The sequence below is a fragment of the Thalassotalea sp. SU-HH00458 genome (assembly GCF_040362795.1).
In the GTDB taxonomy this organism is placed as follows: domain Bacteria; phylum Pseudomonadota; class Gammaproteobacteria; order Enterobacterales; family Alteromonadaceae; genus Thalassotalea_H; species Thalassotalea_H castellviae.
Window position 1 is genome coordinate 285883 of sequence record NZ_BAABWW010000003.1, and the last position, 16838, is coordinate 302720.

Annotated in this window: 12 protein-coding genes and 4 tRNA genes; 5 read left to right on the top strand and 11 right to left on the bottom strand. The window is 36.9% G+C overall.

Translation table 11 applies throughout. The features are described 5' to 3' along the window. Positions 1–91: 91 nt before the first annotated feature. Together ABXH06_RS06535 and ABXH06_RS06540 are read right to left on the bottom strand one after the other, a co-directional pair. The gene (locus tag ABXH06_RS06535) at positions 92–1825 is read right to left on the bottom strand and encodes a thiamine pyrophosphate-binding protein (RefSeq protein ID WP_353517674.1); all 1734 of its coding nucleotides are present in this window, start codon (positions 1823–1825) and stop codon (positions 92–94) included. Then, positions 1825–3456 (bottom strand): FAD-binding protein, encoded by a 1632-nt coding sequence (locus ABXH06_RS06540; RefSeq protein WP_353517675.1) that lies wholly within the window; start codon positions 3454–3456, stop codon positions 1825–1827. Before ABXH06_RS06540 ends, ABXH06_RS06535 begins: the two co-directional genes overlap by 1 nt. 79 nt (positions 3457–3535) lie before the next feature. Here ABXH06_RS06540 and ABXH06_RS06545 point away from each other — a divergent pair, with 79 nt between their 5' ends. Then, positions 3536–4522, top strand: a complete 987-nt coding sequence (locus tag ABXH06_RS06545; protein WP_353517676.1) for a response regulator transcription factor — start codon at positions 3536–3538, stop codon at positions 4520–4522. Between the two features lie 42 nt (positions 4523–4564). Here ABXH06_RS06545 and ABXH06_RS06550 read toward each other — a convergent pair. The 8 genes from ABXH06_RS06550 to ABXH06_RS06585 all read right to left on the bottom strand — a co-directional run bounded on the left by ABXH06_RS06550 (position 4565) and on the right by ABXH06_RS06585 (position 8684). Beyond that, a tRNA-Asp gene (locus tag ABXH06_RS06550) sits at positions 4565–4641 on the bottom strand. A 264-nt stretch (positions 4642–4905) separates the two neighbouring features. Next, positions 4906–4982: transfer RNA gene (locus ABXH06_RS06555), tRNA-Asp, on the bottom strand. 39 nt (positions 4983–5021) lie between these two features. Further along, a tRNA-Asp gene (locus ABXH06_RS06560) sits at positions 5022–5098 on the bottom strand. Positions 5099–5125: 27 nt separating this feature from the next. Then, a tRNA-Asp gene (locus tag ABXH06_RS06565) sits at positions 5126–5202 on the bottom strand. 173 nt (positions 5203–5375) lie between these two features. After that, positions 5376–6674: a TIGR03503 family protein gene (locus ABXH06_RS06570; protein ID WP_353517677.1), complete on the bottom strand. Its 1299-nt coding sequence runs from the start codon at positions 6672–6674 to the stop codon at positions 5376–5378. Beyond that, positions 6662–7405, bottom strand: coding sequence for a DNA polymerase III subunit epsilon (gene dnaQ / locus ABXH06_RS06575; protein ID WP_353517678.1), 744 nt, complete (start codon positions 7403–7405; stop codon positions 6662–6664). Before dnaQ ends, ABXH06_RS06570 begins: the two co-directional genes overlap by 13 nt. 54 nt (positions 7406–7459) lie before the next feature. Continuing rightward, positions 7460–7945 carry a DUF2919 family protein gene (locus ABXH06_RS06580; RefSeq protein ID WP_311576127.1) on the bottom strand — a complete coding sequence of 162 codons (486 nt, stop codon included), beginning with the start codon at positions 7943–7945 and terminating at the stop codon, positions 7460–7462. Then, positions 7935–8684, bottom strand: a complete 750-nt coding sequence (locus ABXH06_RS06585; protein ID WP_353517679.1) for a DUF599 domain-containing protein — start codon at positions 8682–8684, stop codon at positions 7935–7937. The genes ABXH06_RS06580 and ABXH06_RS06585 overlap by 11 nt, the downstream gene beginning before the upstream one ends. 245 nt (positions 8685–8929) lie before the next feature. Between ABXH06_RS06585 and ABXH06_RS06590 the strand changes: the two genes are divergently transcribed. Both ABXH06_RS06590 and ABXH06_RS06595 read left to right on the top strand, forming a co-directional pair. Then, positions 8930–11296 carry a carbohydrate binding family 9 domain-containing protein gene (locus tag ABXH06_RS06590; protein WP_353517680.1) on the top strand — a complete coding sequence of 789 codons (2367 nt, stop codon included), beginning with the start codon at positions 8930–8932 and terminating at the stop codon, positions 11294–11296. A 332-nt stretch (positions 11297–11628) separates the two neighbouring features. Beyond that, positions 11629–14001 carry a carbohydrate binding family 9 domain-containing protein gene (locus tag ABXH06_RS06595; RefSeq protein WP_353517681.1) on the top strand — a complete coding sequence of 791 codons (2373 nt, stop codon included), beginning with the start codon at positions 11629–11631 and terminating at the stop codon, positions 13999–14001. A 140-nt stretch (positions 14002–14141) separates the two neighbouring features. On the opposite strand, the gene ABXH06_RS06600 is transcribed toward ABXH06_RS06595, so the two are convergent. Then, complete coding sequence (locus ABXH06_RS06600; RefSeq protein ID WP_353517682.1) at positions 14142–14984, bottom strand: RDD family protein; 843 nt, start codon at positions 14982–14984, stop codon at positions 14142–14144. A gap of 244 nt (positions 14985–15228) precedes the next feature. On the opposite strand from ABXH06_RS06600, the gene cysK reads away from it, so the two are divergent. Together cysK and ABXH06_RS06610 are read left to right on the top strand one after the other, a co-directional pair. Continuing rightward, positions 15229–16197: a cysteine synthase A gene (gene cysK, locus ABXH06_RS06605; protein ID WP_311576142.1), complete on the top strand. Its 969-nt coding sequence runs from the start codon at positions 15229–15231 to the stop codon at positions 16195–16197. A gap of 182 nt (positions 16198–16379) precedes the next feature. Then, positions 16380–16814 carry a hypothetical protein gene (locus ABXH06_RS06610; RefSeq protein ID WP_311576145.1) on the top strand — a complete coding sequence of 145 codons (435 nt, stop codon included), beginning with the start codon at positions 16380–16382 and terminating at the stop codon, positions 16812–16814. Positions 16815–16838: the final 24 nt, after the last annotated feature.

Consider the following 16838-nt stretch of genomic DNA (forward strand, 5'->3'; position numbering starts at 1 on the left):
AACTCCAAATAGGTCCGACCTGTATAATGACTTTATACTATTGGACATTAAGTATAAAAGCAACTGGTCAAACCACTTATTTTTTACGTTATTAAACACGACGCCATAACGCTCTTGAAATCATCCGTACTTTTGTCGGTAATTTCATTCGTTTTAAATTGGTCGTAATAATGCCTTGGGTAAAACGTGTTTTCTTTGAATAATCTATATTGACATCCAACACTACCGGTACTTTATTTTTAGCATAGTTAAGCGCTAGCGCAATTTTTTCATCAATATCATCATTAACGTCAATACGTAAATACTGACAACCACTCGCATGAGCGATGGCTTCAAATTTAACATTAGGTAAAATGGTACAGGTTTTTTTATTGTAGGTTGTTTGCTGCGCTTGAGAGATTTGTGCTAACTCACCATCATTAAAAATAGTAAAAATTGCCCCTATATTTAAATGAGCGGCAGTAAATAGCTCAGTCTGGCTCATCAGAAAAGCTCCATCCCCGATAATTCCTACGACTTGATTCTCAGGGTTGGCAAGTTTAGTGCCTATCACAGCTGGAATTGCATAACCCATACAATTAAAATCAGTTGGGCTGAAAAAGTGTTTCGCTTGATAACATGGCATCAGTTCAGCAGTTAAAAAGGTATGATTACCATCATCAGCAATAACATAAGCATCGTCATCAAGCTGCTGACGTAAATGTTGAAAGAATAGAGCAGGATTTACCCGATCTTTACTATCATGCTTTAACCATTCTTCTCGATAAGCTGCTTTGTCTTGTTTAATTGCTCCTTTAATATTTTCCGTTTGCTTTTCCACGATTGTCATTTGCTTTAGTTTTTCAACTAAACAAGCTAACACCAATGTAGCATCCCCTTCAATGGCAACTTTAGCTGGGTAATTCGCATTAAAGACTTGTTTATTTATATCGATATGAATCAAATTATCGGGAACTTCAACGCCAAAACTTCCGGTGGCTATTTCAGCAAAACGAGTTCCGATAGCCAACAAACAATCACAGTTTTTAAACGCGTTAGTCGCTGCAGGAACCGCCGCGGGGCCAAAGCCCATACCGGTATGCAGTGGATGTTTTGCTGAAAAAGCACTGAGCCCTTGCAAAGTGGTTGCCACAGGCGCACTCAGCAATTCAGCGATAGTTTCAGTATGAAGAATCGCTTCAACCCCTCCCCAACCAACAAATATTGCCGGATTTTTTGCTTTCGCTAAAAGTTCAGCGGCTTCCAACAAAGCAAGATCTAAATCATTATTTTTTTCTGGTAATGAAGGACTAAAGGTTATTAACTCGTCTACCTCGCCTTTGTCTAATTGAAGGTTAACTGGGATCTCAACAAATACAGGTCCTGGTTCACCTCCATTCGCGACTTTATAGGCATCAAAAATAGTGGCAACTACATCTTGATGATTTTCTACCTTGTAGGTTTTTTTCGTGATTGGCTCTAACATTCTATGCTGATCCATATCATGTAACTGATATTGAAATTGAGAGTCTGTTCTTACTCCACCACTGATCACTAACATTGGAATACCATCTAAATAGGCTTCACCTATTCCACTTGCGGCATGGGTTGCTCCCGCAGCAGGAACAATCACTAAAGTTCCAATACTCTCACTACTGCGACTCACAGCATCCGCCATAAACGCACCATAACCTTCATGAGTTACTAAGATAGGTGCTATTTGATCTGACTTAGCTAATTCATCATAAATTTCAGTATTGTGAACCCCGGGGATCCCGAAGGTAAATTTTACGTTTAATTGCTCTAAGGCATATCTGACTAACCACGCGGCTGTTTTTTTCATCATTAGTTCTCATCGTTATTATTTATTATTGCTTGTGCGGCATTTTTAGCCGTTAAAATACACCCGGATAAAAATGTACCTTCTAAAGAACGCTTTCCACATGCTCCGCCACCGCCAAAACCTGCGGCTTCTCCTATGCAGTATAAGTTTGGCATAATTTCCCCATTTTCTTTAAGCACTTGGCTTTTCAGGTTGGTTTGTATCCCTCCTAAACTTTTTCGACTGATTAAATGCAAACGTATTGCGATCAACGATTGTTTATTACGGTTATTTACAATGGGTTTAGGTTGGCATGTTCTTAATTTATCAGGTCCCCATTGACGCGCATGCATAATGCGCCTGATCTGTTCATCATTTTGTAAATTGGTCGGTTTGTTCAATTCATTATCATAGTGAGCTATTTCATCTTGAATAACATCGAACTTGATATAATCATCGTCAGTGAGTGCGTTCATTTTTTCAGTTAATTCACTCAGTGAATCCGCACAGATAAAATCTTCACTTTCATCGCTTAACTGTCTGATCAAACGTTTATTACCAAGTAATATTTCTTTTAAAAAGCTAAATAATTTTTTATTTTTGATCGAAGGATTATGAAGGGAGCCCGACACCGCCAGCTCTTTTTTTGCCATGGCTTCATTGAGGACTTGCCAAGTCCACGGTTTTTCTTGTTGCACCACTTGCTGACATAAATAGTGCGTATCAAAACCTGTCACTAATGGCATAGGTCCTATTCGTTTTCCAAGATGATTTAACCAAATGGCAGATTTACTAGGAATTAAACTGAGTCCGTGTTCTTCAAACTCTGCTTGAGGGTGATGTATACCCGCCGCATAATTCCACATTTTATCTGCATGAGTAATGTTGCCACCAATGGCATTAATATGTTCATGAAGTTTGCCATCTGAAATGGGATTGGCACCATTTAATACTTTGCTACTGACTTGGTTGCCTTGATATGGCCAATGCTCTTTTACTTTCTCCAAGCTGCCATTTATTCCTCCGCAGGCAATAATGGTATTATTCGCATTAATATTAAAATTAACATCATTTACTTCGTCATTGACTTGTACGCCTATACATTGCTGGTTTTCAAGCAAAGTACATAACACTTTATGTTGATGAAAAATCGTTAATGCGCCGCTTTTGATAAAAGGGGTTAATAATGCAATTATAGTTTCAACTAACTGCCAACCTGTTCCCCACAAAACATGGTATCTAGGTAGAGAATTACCCGGTTGATATAACCCTCTTTCCACCCAATTAACTGCGGGTAAAAAACTTAAGCCAATTTTTTTTAACCATAAATAGACTTTGTCATGGTTATGCTCTGCATACTCTTTCGCCCACGCTTTCGGCCAAATATCTTGCTCAGTAAACTCCGCGAAACTATGCCAATCTTTTAATAACGTTTGGGAGGAGTCGGGGATCTTCATCTTTTTTTGTTGTGAAGTATTTGTTAACGCCATACCACCAAAAGCCCAACGAGCTAGACCACCTAACCTTTCTGGAGTATCGCGATCAATAACCATTACTTGCTGTCCTACTTGCAATAATTCAAGTGCGCTGACAAGTCCGGCGAGACCACCACCAGCAATCACAGTATCGCAATGTAAAAGTTTTTCTTGTTCCATTAACTAACCACCTGTTAGCATAAAAATTAACTTTATATTCTGTGAATTAACTCAATTTGACTATAGTAAAAATTACCTAATGAATGAAACTTTGATAAAAAATACTGACGCTGATAAATTCATTAGCCAACTTTATCGTGGCGCTCTCAATGTTTCATTAGCAGATTTTCCAACTTGGGCATTAGATCTGCTTCGGCAAGTAATACCATTTGATGGTGCGATCTGGGGGACAGGTCATATTTCAACGAAGAAATTTCATACTCAAATAACCCTAGACGTCTCAGATGAGATCTTTAACAATCTTTTAAAATATTTACCAATCAACCCTATTTTTACTCAAATTACAGAACAATTAGGGTCGGCGGTGAATATGAGTGATGTCATAGATGATGAAAATTTTTATCGTTCAGAGCTTTATCATAAATGTTTTAAACCCTGTGATATTGAAAGAATTTTAAGTTCGATAAATGTCGATGAACGCAGTGGCGTGTTTACCTTATTAACTCTTTATCGATACGACAGAGCACATTTATTTACTAAGGCTGAACAAGGCTTACAAAGCCGTTTACTTTATCATTTAATGAGTTGTTTTGCTTATCGACAACTTTCAGAAATATCAATGACACCAAAGTCTGTGGATGCATCACAAAGTAATCAAATTAACGCTTTATGTGATGCCAAAGGCATATACCATTGTGTAACGCCACAGTTTTTTGCTGTGCTTGATGAGCATATGCCCCAAGCGTCTCATCAAGCGTTTCCCGCTGATTTACTAGAAAGTAATGAGGAATACTTCGAATTTATCCAAGGTAACTTACATTTTTCAGTAAAAGTTGAAGGGGCATTATTTAAAGTATCAATCAGGATTATTAATCAATTTGATATCTTGACCACACGTGAGAAAGAAGTGGTTGATGGGGTTTGTCAGGGTCAAACCTTTAAACAAATTGCGAAAAAATTAGCTCTTTCACCTTCGACAGTCTCAAATCATTTATATCGAATATATATCAAGTTAGGAATAAACACTCGAAGCGAGCTTATTGCTTTAGCGCAAAGGAAATTATAAAAGCTTGTGAAGTTTTGAAATAGACTATGAAGGTGAAAAATGTGGCGGAGTGGACGGGACTCGAACCCGCGACCCCCGGCGTGACAGGCCGGTATTCTAACCAACTGAACTACCACTCCGCGATATTTTTCTTTTGAGTTTTGATGACGGGACTCAACCCGCGAAACACATCTGGCGTGACAGGCCGCTTCGCTAAAAAAAAAGCTAACCAACTGAACTACCACTCCGCGATATTTTTCTTTTGAGTATTAATGACGGGACTCGAACCCGCGAAACACATCTGGCGTGACAGGCCGCTTCGCTAAATAAAAGGCTAACCAACTGAACTACCACTCTGTATTTTTCTTTTGAACATGAAACGTTGCTCGACACGTGTGAAATAGTGGCGGAGTGGACGGGACTCGAACCCGCGACCCCCGGCGTGACAGGCCGGTATTCTAACCAACTGAACTACCACTCCGCATTATTTCGCGCAAACAATTGTTATTGATGTATCAAGTGGCGGAGTGGACGGGACTCGAACCCGCGACCCCCGGCGTGACAGGCCGGTATTCTAACCAACTGAACTACCACTCCGCAAAGATACAAATAGCAGGGATTAAGTGGCGGAGTGGACGGGACTCGAACCCGCGACCCCCGGCGTGACAGGCCGGTATTCTAACCAACTGAACTACCACTCCGCATATTAATCGCTGCTTTCAACAACAAGTCGTTGAATGCGGCGGGAATAATACGGTTAACAATCGAATGCGTCAACCACTTTTTTATAATCATTTGGCTATCTGGACAATTGATGACCAATAAGCGGAAAAACTCAGCAAATATCATCAATTTTTATCTGAAATTGAAAAATTTACTTCTTTTTTCGTCGTAAAAAAAAGAAAACACCTAAGCCAATAACGATAATAACCGCATTGGAAATACCAATAATAATCAATGTTTGCTTCTGAGCAGCCTCTTGATCCGCTTTTGCTTGCGCGATTTCCATTTCTAGTTGTGCTTTATCTTCGGCAATTTTAGCGGCTAACGCTTCAGCAGCTTGTTCAGCCGCACTAATGGTGTCTTCTTCACCATCAATAGTAGGCACTAATGGCCCATCCATTCTTTCCACATTAAAAGAGAATTCAGGAACAACTAAACGAAACTCTCTACCGTTTATTGTTTCGCCATAAGCATTTAAACTAATACGGTGTATACCCGCTTCCGTGTAACCAACTTTTTTAATTCGAGTGTTGCCCTCACCCTCCATGATGGCAAACGGTTCGGTTTGCCTGTCTGGATAAGTAATTTTACCTTGAAAGATCATGCTATTAGGATCAACGTTATTCTCATCTATATGTAAAGTAACTAGATGAAAATCTAATGGATCACTGGTTGCTTCTACCGAAATCTCCACAGGATTAGGTCTTAAAATAATAGGTTTTTGTCTGAGTTCGCGAGTAGCTCTAGGCATGATAACCTTATAAATAGGTAACCATTCACCAGGAGAGAAATCTAAATTAAATTCAGCCGTGAAAATACCATCTTTTGCATATTCATCTAAATCATAACCATCGTCTCTAAATGAACCAATCTCAATAGGTTCCGCACCGAAATTATCAAACCCTGTATTGTTGGTACTATAAAAATCAACATCAAGATTGATAACATCATCAAATAGAGGATCATCAACCAATTGTTCTCGATTAAATATTTGCCCCTTAATTTTCAAAGTTTCGCCGGATAATACTATGTCGGGAATAGGATCAACTTTTAGCGTTACATCTGACACCAGCATGATTTTACTATTAGGTAAAATATCACCAATTGCTTGCCAAGGTCCCGGCATCGGCTGTTTTATAGTGATTAAATCAAAGGTTCTATCGTCATACCATTCTATTTTATCTTTAGGAAAGTTATTAATTTTTAATTTACTGCCATCAGGACGAACTAGAATAATAGGGGGAGAGCCGTTATTACGATAAAAAAGCAAGGTAATTTCGTCGAGTTGTGCATCAATATGAAATCGGTTGTCAAAATATGGAATTTGATTGGTAATATCATCTTGCTCATAATATTTTACATCAGGCATTTGATCTTGTGCGATCAAGTGTTGTGGTAAAAAGGTCATTACCACTACAGCCCAAGTTTTTAACCAATTCAATTTTTCCATATGGGTTCGCTCCCCTTTTCAGCAACAATGGCTAATCTTTTTTCATGTTCTGTTACTTCATCGGCCGTTGCATAGATAATCTTTAATTTTTCCCTATTTATGGGTAAACGTTTGATGGCATTTGCGTCTGCTCCTTCTGAATCCCCTTCACCAACCGTTAAGTTTAATGCCGATTGTTTACGGGTCATTTCGATGTAAACAAAGCCTAGCAGCTGAGCATCAATTAATGCTCCGTGATAAGTTCGATCAACTAACTTATCTACTCGATAATGCCGTGCCAAAAAGTCGAGGGTTTTAGGCGAACCAAATTCATCCTTTGACACTTTTAAGGTATCTGTAACCGTACAGATATCATGAGTCATAGGTAAATTAGCTTTGGCCATTGCAAATTCATGATCCATAAAGCCGACATCAAACTTAGCATTATGAATCACAAGTTCAGCGCCTTTAATAAAATCTATAAACTCTTGTGCTATCTGATCAAATTGTGGCTTATCTCGAAGAAACTCATCCGTTAAACCATGAACATTAATAACTTCCTGATCCATGATCATTTGCATACCATGCTGCATGGGTTTGATATAAGCATGATAAGTTCGACCTGTCAGTTGCCGATTGATCATCTCTACACAACCAATTTCAACGATTCTGTGCCCTTCTCTGGGATTTATGCCAGTTGTTTCGGTATCAAGAATAACCAGTCGTTGCTCTTTATTGTTTTCTATTGTCAAAACATGTCCTATCTTTATTACTCTAATTACAAGTGATGAAAATAACTGATGAAACTATTCAGGTAATTTTTCAGGAAATTCATTTATATTTATTTGTATTCGTTTGTTTTTAAATAAAAATAAACAACAAACAATAACCACCAAAGCATTTACTAAAACCCAAGTTAATGATTGTAGTTGCCAATAAAAGTAGCCGACAACATTCACAATGAGATCAAACACTAAAGCGGACAACAAAATTCCTCGTAAATGTTGCCAACCGTTTTGAACCCAAGGGCTAGCATCAGGTTTTCTCAAGGCTAATATCAACAAAACAAATAAGCCTAAACTGCCAGAAAACAAGCTTAAATAAAAAAGACTTGGCTCAGGGTAAACCCACTGAATAACACCTACTTTATCTCTTAGGTTTGAAACCGACATCAACCAAACGATATAACCTCTCAAAACAAAAACCAATATTAGGTAAATAAGCTTTGAAATTTTTAAACAATCAAAGGCATCAAAATCAGAGGGTGTATAATGTGCAAATCTATGGCTCATCTTTACTAAGGGTGTCAGTCGGTGGAAATCGGGTATTACGCTCTATATCTAAAAATTCTTGTCCGGCGGTGATTGCCTTAACCGATTTAGATTTAAACTCTCGAATATATAAGGTATAAACCACGAAAAGGCTGGCAAAAATAAAGAGTAACGGATGAAAAAACCAACAGATAGCCGCCATAGAAAAATAATAGGAACGTAAGCCATAATTATAGGAATGTGCCGCTTGATCTTGCACTATAGCCATTTGTTTAGCATAACGTCGTAAATTTTCATTATTACCTGACTCATCAATCGGCGCTGCGCCGATCATCACATTAATAAAACCATATTGCCGCATTGACCAAGTAAATTGAAAAAAAGCCAGTACAAAAATAAAAGCTAATAAACCCAGTTTAAATTGCACAACTGAATGTGGAGATAACTCGGCATAAGGAATAGATTGTATCACCGATTCTAGTTTTTCAACTTGTGCGAATAATGTTAATACACCCGCTAAAACCAGCAACGTTGAGGATGCAAAAAAAGCAATATTTCGTTCTAAATTAGCCAGTAATGCCGCTTCGCCAACTCTAATATCTCGGGTGATCACCTCATACATCCAGTGAATACGATGTTGATGCATACATTTCGCAATACAATTAGTATCTTTGGCTTTTCTTTTTGCAAAAATAGTATAGCCAAACCAACAAATAAGAAAGCACATTAAAGCAATGATATTTAAAATTGAAATAAACATAATGATAATAACTATTTAACCTTAATAAGATTATGCAGCAGATACACTTAAGATTCGACCTCTAAATAAAAATTAATCTAATTAACATGTTAATTACAATACACCAACAAAATTAAAACAATGTTCACCTGAATTAACCATTAAACTTACTAAAATGGTTGATCGTCGATATTACTTTGACAGGTGATTATACCTTTATAAAATCGGCAAAATCTTTTTCTTTATTCTTATTTAGTGAAACATCAATGACCGCTATAAAAACAATTATCTTTTGGTCGACCATATTAATATTATCTGCATTTGCAACAACCAGTTATGCTAATAGCAATAGCCATCATCAGATCTTAATCCCCTCGATTTCAGGCAGTGTCTCCATTGATGCTCAATTAGATGAGCCGCAATGGCAAAAGGCAAAGAAAGTGTTAATCAACAATGTTACACGCCCCTATGACAACACGCCCAGCCCTATTCACACTGAAGCATTGCTTATGGAAGATGGCAAACAATTGTATATCGCCTTTATCGCTGAAGATCCCAACCCAAGTCAGATACGAGGCTTTTTAAGAGATAGGGATAAATCATGGGGCGATGACATTGTTGGCGTGAAACTTGACACTTATAACGATCAACGCACCGCATATCGATTTTTAGTTAACCCGTTAGGCTCTCAAATTGATGGGATTGAAAATGAAGTCACTCAAAGAGAAAGTGACGCTTGGGATGGTATTTGGGATAGCGCGGGAATCATTAATGACAAAGGCTATATTGTTGAAATGGCCCTGCCATTAAGAATGCTTAATTTTACAGAAAAAGAAAGTATTCAAGATTGGGGCATTGAGTTACTAAGAATGTATCCTAGAGATGAACGACTTCGTATTTCAAATATACGCCTTGAACGAAATAATAGTTGCGAGCTTTGTCAATTAAAAACAGCCTTAGGTTTTAAAGGGGCAAAACAAGGTGAAAACCTAACCATCACCCCTTCGCTTGTTGTTGGTAAACATAAAGAAATTAATGATAATAATCTTTGGGAAGAAAAGAATAACACCGATTTAAGCCTTGATGCTCGCTGGGGGATCACACCAGATTTACTTTTAAATGCTACAATTAATCCTGACTTTTCAACCGTTGAAACGGATTCTTCACAATTAAACCTCAACAATAACTTTGCCTTGTACTTTCAAGAAAAACGACCGTTCTTTTTAGATAACGCTGATTATTTTGATTCAAATTACAATTTAGTTTATACCCGCAATATAAATGCGCCTAATTACGGGGCTAAATTAACCGGGAGGAAAAATGATCACTCCTTTGGGTTATTTGTAACAGACGATGACAGTACCAATATTTTAATTCCAGGTAATCGCGCCTCTTCGCTTGCTGAAATCTCGGGGGAATCGAAAGCATCAGCTTTACGCTATCGATATAACTATAATGACGATATCACCTTAGGTTGGATAAGCACGCTGCGAACAGCAGAGGATTATCAGAATTCCGTTCATGGAATTGATGCAAGATTTAGGTTAACGACCAATGATGTATTCAAATTCCAATCGCTTTACTCAAATACAGAATATCCCGACACTTTATTTGAACAGTTTTGTGATGAAGCAGATAACAGCGATTGTATACCTGATGACAACGAGCAATGTACTTTTGGCGAATGTAACTTCAGTGAAACGATTCTCCGCACCACCCAAGCTCAACCGTTTAGCGGTAATGCACTTAAAGTTGGTTATTATCATAATGATACAAATTGGTCTTATCGCGCCGACTATAATGAAAAAAATGCTGGCTTTCGTGGTGATTTAGGTTTTATCTCAAGAATTGACCAAAAGACGCTATCCGTGGGAGTTGATAGAAAATGGTATGCCATTCAAGGCGATTGGTGGTCAAATTTTTTCCTATCTTCCAATTGGCATAAAGCACAAAATGATAATGGCGAACTCATTGAAGAAAAGTTAAATATGAGTGCTCGTATCAATGCTAAATATAGTTCCAGCATACATTTAGGACTGACTTATCGAGATAAAGTAGGCAGACGTCTCAATAATAGTCGCTTAGCTATCAAAGGTAATACCACATTATTTTCAGAAAGTAGAATATACCTTTCTGCCAATATAAAACCGCTACTTGGCTTACACTTAAATACAAGTATGGAATATGGCGATGCAATTGATTACAGCAATAATAGATTAGGATTAACCAAACAACTACGAGGCAATATTAACTGGAATGTAAATAAGCATTTAGAATTACGATTTAAACAAGTATTCAATCAATTAGACGCTGATAGCAGCAACCTTTTTACAGCAAGGCTAACGGATATTCGAGCGACCCACCAATTTAGTATCAAAAGTTTTCTTCGTTTGTCTTTAGTCTATAACAATACCACAAGAAATCCTCTCAATTATCTTTATGAAAAACCGGAAGATATTATAAAGCATAGTAGAGATGTTTCGACTGAATTACTTTATGCCTACAAAATAAACCCACAAACAGTTTTTTATCTTGGCTATTCAGATCACCAATATACTGAAGAAACGTTAAGTCATTTAACGAAAGACCTACAAAAAGTGTTTATGAAATTTAGCTATGCTTGGATGAAGTGATCCCCTTGAGTCGCTAAAAATCCTTTTTACCTTATTCAAAGCTATGAGCGAGAAAAACTGGGGTATTGTTAAACCCCAACCTTAATTTTTCACAAGCATGACTTTTTCCAGGCAAACTATCATTGATTGTTAAAGAATAAACATGCCATAAAATAAAATTTGTTAACATTTCATCATCAATTTAAGCGAATAATTAACAAATTATTAATATTCATTGTATTAAAGGTGCAGATTTGTAAAAATTCATCTCATAGAAAGTACTGTAGTGAAGCAGTCAAAATAATAAATAATAAATAATAAATAATAAATAATAAAAATATGGAGCACTTTCAATGCAGTTAGTCAGTCGTTACTGCTTTATCTCTGTTTGCTTAATGGTGTTGTTGATAAACAAACCCTCTCAGGTGCTAGCAGAAGAAACCAAACTTTCATCACATCAAATGCCCTATTCGTCACTTTCAGCAAAAATTGATGGTGAATTAACGGATGAAATATGGCAACACGCGAAAACCTTCGATTTAAATATTGTCAATTACCCTTGGAATAATAAAGCGAGTCCGGTAAAAACATCGGCGAAAATAGTCGAAAATGGCGAATATATTTATGTCAGTTTTTTAGCGGAAGATCCTGAGCCTGAAAAAATCCAAGCGTTTTTAGGGGATAGAGATACCCGCTGGGGCGATGACATAGTTGGAATTAAGTTTGATACGTTTAATAACCGTCGCTTGAATTACGAATTTTTTGTTAACCCATTTGGTGTTCAACTTGATAGTATCAAAAATGAAATGACAGGTACCAGTAATGATTCTTGGAATGGCATTTGGGACTCCTATGGAAAAATCACCGAAGCGGGTTATCAAGTAGAAATAGCGATACCTTATCGCATACTTAATTTTGCAGATAACGATGAAGTAAAAACTTGGGCATTTGAATTGATTCGCTCGTATCCAAGAGATACTCGATTGCGCATATCGCATATTCCACTTGATAGAAATAACGATTGCTGGTTATGCCAATATCCTGAGATACAAGGTTTTAAAGAAGCTAAAACAGGGAAAAACTTAATGGTTACGCCTGCCCTCGTAGCCACTAGAAATGAAACGAAAGATATTTATACCCCCGAAGACAATTGGCATAGCGAAAATGATGTTGATGCAGGTGTCGATATTCGCTGGGGGATCAATGCTAATACTTTATTAAATGTAACGCTTAATCCTGATTTTTCAACGGTCGAAGTCGACTCAGGTCAATTGAGCATAAATAAAACCTATTCATTGTTTTATGACGAAAAACGCCCTTTCTTTTTAGAAAATGCCGATTATTTTGCTAGTAATTATGATCTCGTTTACACACGAAATATCGCAGATCCTGACTATGGAGCCAAAATCACAGGTACAGAGCAAGCGCATAGTTACGGCTTTTTTATTACCAATGATACGGAAACTAACTTTTTTGTCCCAGGAAACACCGGCTCTGATTTAGCAACATTGAATAGAGAAAGTCATTCCGCCGCGTTCAAATATCGCTACGACTTTACCGATGACCTTTCTGTTGGAGCTATTAGTACACTGAGAACCGCCGATGATTATCATAACTATGTTTTTGGGATTGATAGTAAATATCGATTAGATGACTCAAATACTTTCTCAGGACAACTCCTAAATTCAAATACCCAATACCCAACAGATTTGTATCAAAGCTTCTGTTATGGCGAAAGCGATACTGATTGCGATCAAGCAAAAGATGTTGATTGTATCTTTGGTAACTGCCAGTACTCAGAACAAGTCCATCGGACAAAATTTGATAATGACATTACAGACCTAGCTTATAAAGCAACTTATGAGCATAGCTCTGAATACTGGAATATTACCGCAGAGCACCAAAACATTGGCAAAAAATTTAGAGCTGATTTAGGTTATATGCCAAGAGCAGATTATCAATCAGATAAGGTATTACTCGACCGACTTTTCTATGGTGAAAATGACACATTTTGGCAAGAAATGAAATTATCTGGGCTATGGCAAATTAATCACAATGAAAAAGGTGAATTGTTAGATAAAACCCTTGCTACAAGTTTCACCATTGATGGTCCAATGTTATCCACTTTTGATGCTATGTTCACTTATGCCGATAAAGTGGGATTACGTGAAGATGAATCAAGTTTAGCGATTGATGGCAACACGACTCGGTTTACTGAAAAGTTAGCTACTTTTTATGCCAATGTTCAGCCTAACTCACAATTATATTTAGAGTCAGAATTTATTATCGGTGATAAAATTGATTATCGTAATAACCGTTTAGGTGATTACCGAGAGCTATACGCTAACATTTCATATAATTTTACCCGCCATTTAGAAACTGAGCTTTATTATACTAACAGTACATTAGACGCTAACGGAGCAAATGTTTACCAAGCCAGTTTAACGGAATTACGCGTTTCTTATCAATTTGATGTTCATAGCTATTTAAAGTTAAACCTTGTTTATAGTGATATTGATCGCAATCCTGAAAATAACCCTTACCTTTCAGTTTCAAAAAGAAATAAAAACTTATCAAGTCAGTTAATTTACGCTTATAAACTGAACCCACAAACGGTGTTTTATTTAGGCTACTCTGATAATAGTTTTCAAGATGATTATTTAAATCATTTAGCGCGCGAACAACGCACATTGTTTACAAAAATCAGTTACGCTTGGATGCCATAGCTGATAACTTTTGCACGTTCAATTAGCTTACAGCAATGTTTAATTTAAGACGAGAAACTAAACAAGACAAGTCAAGATAAGACAAGACAAGACAAGACAAGAAGTACATTACGACTCTTCTTGTCTTTGATCAGCTTTTTTTACCGCGATATTTTTTTTACATCGATGACAACTGTTGCCGATATTTTGTCATGTATTGCTTGGCGGTTAGGGTCCCAATATATTTGTAAAAAGCCCAGCAAGCCTGTGGCTAACCCGGCAGCATATCCCCCATATCGACCAAAACTATCCCAAATAGACAAAGGCGTGCCATCGAGCTGTATGACTCGAATTTTCAGCAGTTTTTTTCCGGGGGTTTGACCATTCCATACTGCGGTTAACACAGTGAAATAAAACACCGCCCAACCAAAACTTAACCCTAAATCTTTAATCAATCCTTTAAACCAGTCAATGCCTTTATAAACGAGCGACGTTGACTCATCTTTTGCGGTCTCATCAATTGATACAGCATTTTCACTTTTCTTTTTGTCTACATCTACCGTTGAATTTTCTGGTACTTTTTCAAGCACTTGTGAACGTTCATGATTGGTTTTTGTTTCATTTTGAGTAAATTGCGCAATAAAATCAGGCACGGTAGAAACAAGCATAACGAATAAAATAAACGCCCCGATAAAGCGTAAAATAAGTTTTCTTATTCCTCTTTTTTTACCTAACTTTTGTGCTCGTTTTTTACTGCCTATCCTAAAAAACGTGATGGCAACCATGAATACCAGTAACTCAGCTGGAGTTTCTGCTAATAAAAAAACACAAAGAAAATCAATTAATAAAGCAATGCCTCGTTTCCATGGCACAGCTAAAGGGAGACCAAATAAAGATTTATCTATCTCAAACGCAAATGGCGTTAAAATCTGCTTCGTTTCTTGTTCTGTTAAGACATGAGCAACGTCTTGGTTTGAGGTTATATTTTTATCCGAAGACATCATGATACCTTGATTTGTTTAACATTAATTTTCATATGCAACGCATTACTTCTTTTTATTATGCCAAGAAAGTAATCTACATGGTTTGATAAAATATGCTTATTCCATTTAAGAATATAAGATATAACGAATCGTCACTTCTTTTTAAGTCAAGAACCGCTAATATTACCGTTAATAAATGATAATTTATCTTATGCTTAAATTATCATACGAAATTCTAATAACTAATGTACCAAAGGAATTGCAAATGCCTAATATATTTGAAGATAACTCAACAGCAATTGGTAAAACTCCACTTGTAAAACTTAATCGAGTCACTGGTGGCAATGTTTTTGCAAAAGTAGAATCTAGAAACCCAAGTTTTAGTGTTAAATGTCGTATCGGTGCAAATATGATTTGGGATGCAGAAAAACGCGGAGAGTTAACTGCAGGTAAAGAAATTGTAGAACCAACGAGTGGTAACACTGGTATCGCTTTAGCATTTGTCGCAGCAGCCAGAGGCTATGGCATTACCTTAACAATGCCTGCAACGATGAGCTTAGAGCGCAGAAAATTACTATCCGCATTAGGTGCTAAATTAGAATTAACCGATGGCGCGAAAGGTATGGGCGGTGCTATTGCAAAAGCGCAAGAAATAAAAGATTCAGATCCTGAAAAATTTGTTCTGTTAGGACAGTTTGAAAACCCAGCAAACCCTGAAATTCATGAAAAAACAACAGGTCCTGAGATTTGGCAAGATACTGATGGCAACATCGATATTTTTGTAGCTGGTGTAGGCACAGGCGGTACAATTACTGGTGTAAGTCGTTATATCAAGAATGTTGCCGGAAAAAACATTACCTCCGTTGCTGTTGAACCGACTGATTCTCCTGTTATTTCACAAAAGCTTGCCGGTGAAGAATTAAAGCCTGGCCCTCATAAAATTCAAGGTATTGGCGCTGGTTTTATTCCTGGTAATTTAGATCTAGACGTTATTGATGCTGTAGAACAAGTGTCAAATGAAGATGCTATGGAAATGGCCCATAAACTCATGAAAGAAGAAGGCATTTTAGCCGGTATTTCTTCTGGTGCAGCCGTTGTAGCAGCCAAACGTTTGGCCGAAAAACCAGAAAATGCAGACAAAAACATTGTGGTAATTTTACCAAGCTCAGCTGAACGTTATTTATCAAGTGCATTATTTACCGATACATTTTCAGATAAAGAACTTGTTCAATAGCAAAGTAAAACTTTCTATTTCAACAATATTGAAAAAGGTGCTTCGGCACCTTTTTATTTTTAAGGTAAAAACGGTATGATTAACAATAAGCTTTTTGTAAAATACTGGTAAATTTAAGCGTAGAAGTTAGACTTTACTTTAATGTATGATATTGAAACTATCAGGTAATAAACTTTTCCATTATGAATAAATATTTTAAAACTTCCTTTTTCGTCCTGCTATTCACATTGTTAGGCTGTAATAACGGTGAAGAGCCTATCAGTGAATTAGATAATCCTGAATTAGTCACCGTGGCATTTTTTAATGCTTTATATAATGAAAAAGATATTAAAAAAGCCGCGTCGGTATGTTCACCGAAACTAGCAAGAATCATTCTTCATTATAAGTCGACAAAAGCCGTTGGCAGACACTTATTCAACATGTCATATGATAATGTTGAAATTGCTCCCGATGATAGTGGTGTAAAAGTGAGAGAACAATTTAAAAATAAAGCGATTATCACTGTGTATTTTGATGGGTATTATAACGACGATAAACTTAAAGATGTTAAACGAGTGTCATTGGTTCAAATTGATGATAGATGGGTTATTGATAAAATAATGAAAGATCCTTTCTAAAAAAAATGGCCTTAATTGGCCATT

What these genes read in the sequence shown, in the direction of transcription:
- ABXH06_RS06535 (WP_353517674.1), bottom strand. Translation starts at nt 1,825, where the DNA reads ATGATGAAAAAAACAGCCGCGTGGTTAGTCAGATATGCCTTAGAGCAA.
- ABXH06_RS06540 (WP_353517675.1), bottom strand. Translation starts at nt 3,456, where the DNA reads ATGGAACAAGAAAAACTTTTACATTGCGATACTGTGATTGCTGGTGGT.
- ABXH06_RS06545 (WP_353517676.1), top strand. Translation starts at nt 3,536, where the DNA reads ATGAATGAAACTTTGATAAAAAATACTGACGCTGATAAATTCATTAGC.
- ABXH06_RS06570 (WP_353517677.1), bottom strand. Translation starts at nt 6,674, where the DNA reads ATGGAAAAATTGAATTGGTTAAAAACTTGGGCTGTAGTGGTAATGACC.
- ABXH06_RS06580 (WP_311576127.1), bottom strand. Translation starts at nt 7,945, where the DNA reads ATGAGCCATAGATTTGCACATTATACACCCTCTGATTTTGATGCCTTT.
- ABXH06_RS06585 (WP_353517679.1), bottom strand. Translation starts at nt 8,684, where the DNA reads ATGTTTATTTCAATTTTAAATATCATTGCTTTAATGTGCTTTCTTATT.
- ABXH06_RS06590 (WP_353517680.1), top strand. Translation starts at nt 8,930, where the DNA reads ATGACCGCTATAAAAACAATTATCTTTTGGTCGACCATATTAATATTA.
- ABXH06_RS06595 (WP_353517681.1), top strand. Translation starts at nt 11,629, where the DNA reads ATGCAGTTAGTCAGTCGTTACTGCTTTATCTCTGTTTGCTTAATGGTG.
- ABXH06_RS06600 (WP_353517682.1), bottom strand. Translation starts at nt 14,984, where the DNA reads ATGATGTCTTCGGATAAAAATATAACCTCAAACCAAGACGTTGCTCAT.
- cysK (WP_311576142.1), top strand. Translation starts at nt 15,229, where the DNA reads ATGCCTAATATATTTGAAGATAACTCAACAGCAATTGGTAAAACTCCA.
- ABXH06_RS06610 (WP_311576145.1), top strand. Translation starts at nt 16,380, where the DNA reads ATGAATAAATATTTTAAAACTTCCTTTTTCGTCCTGCTATTCACATTG.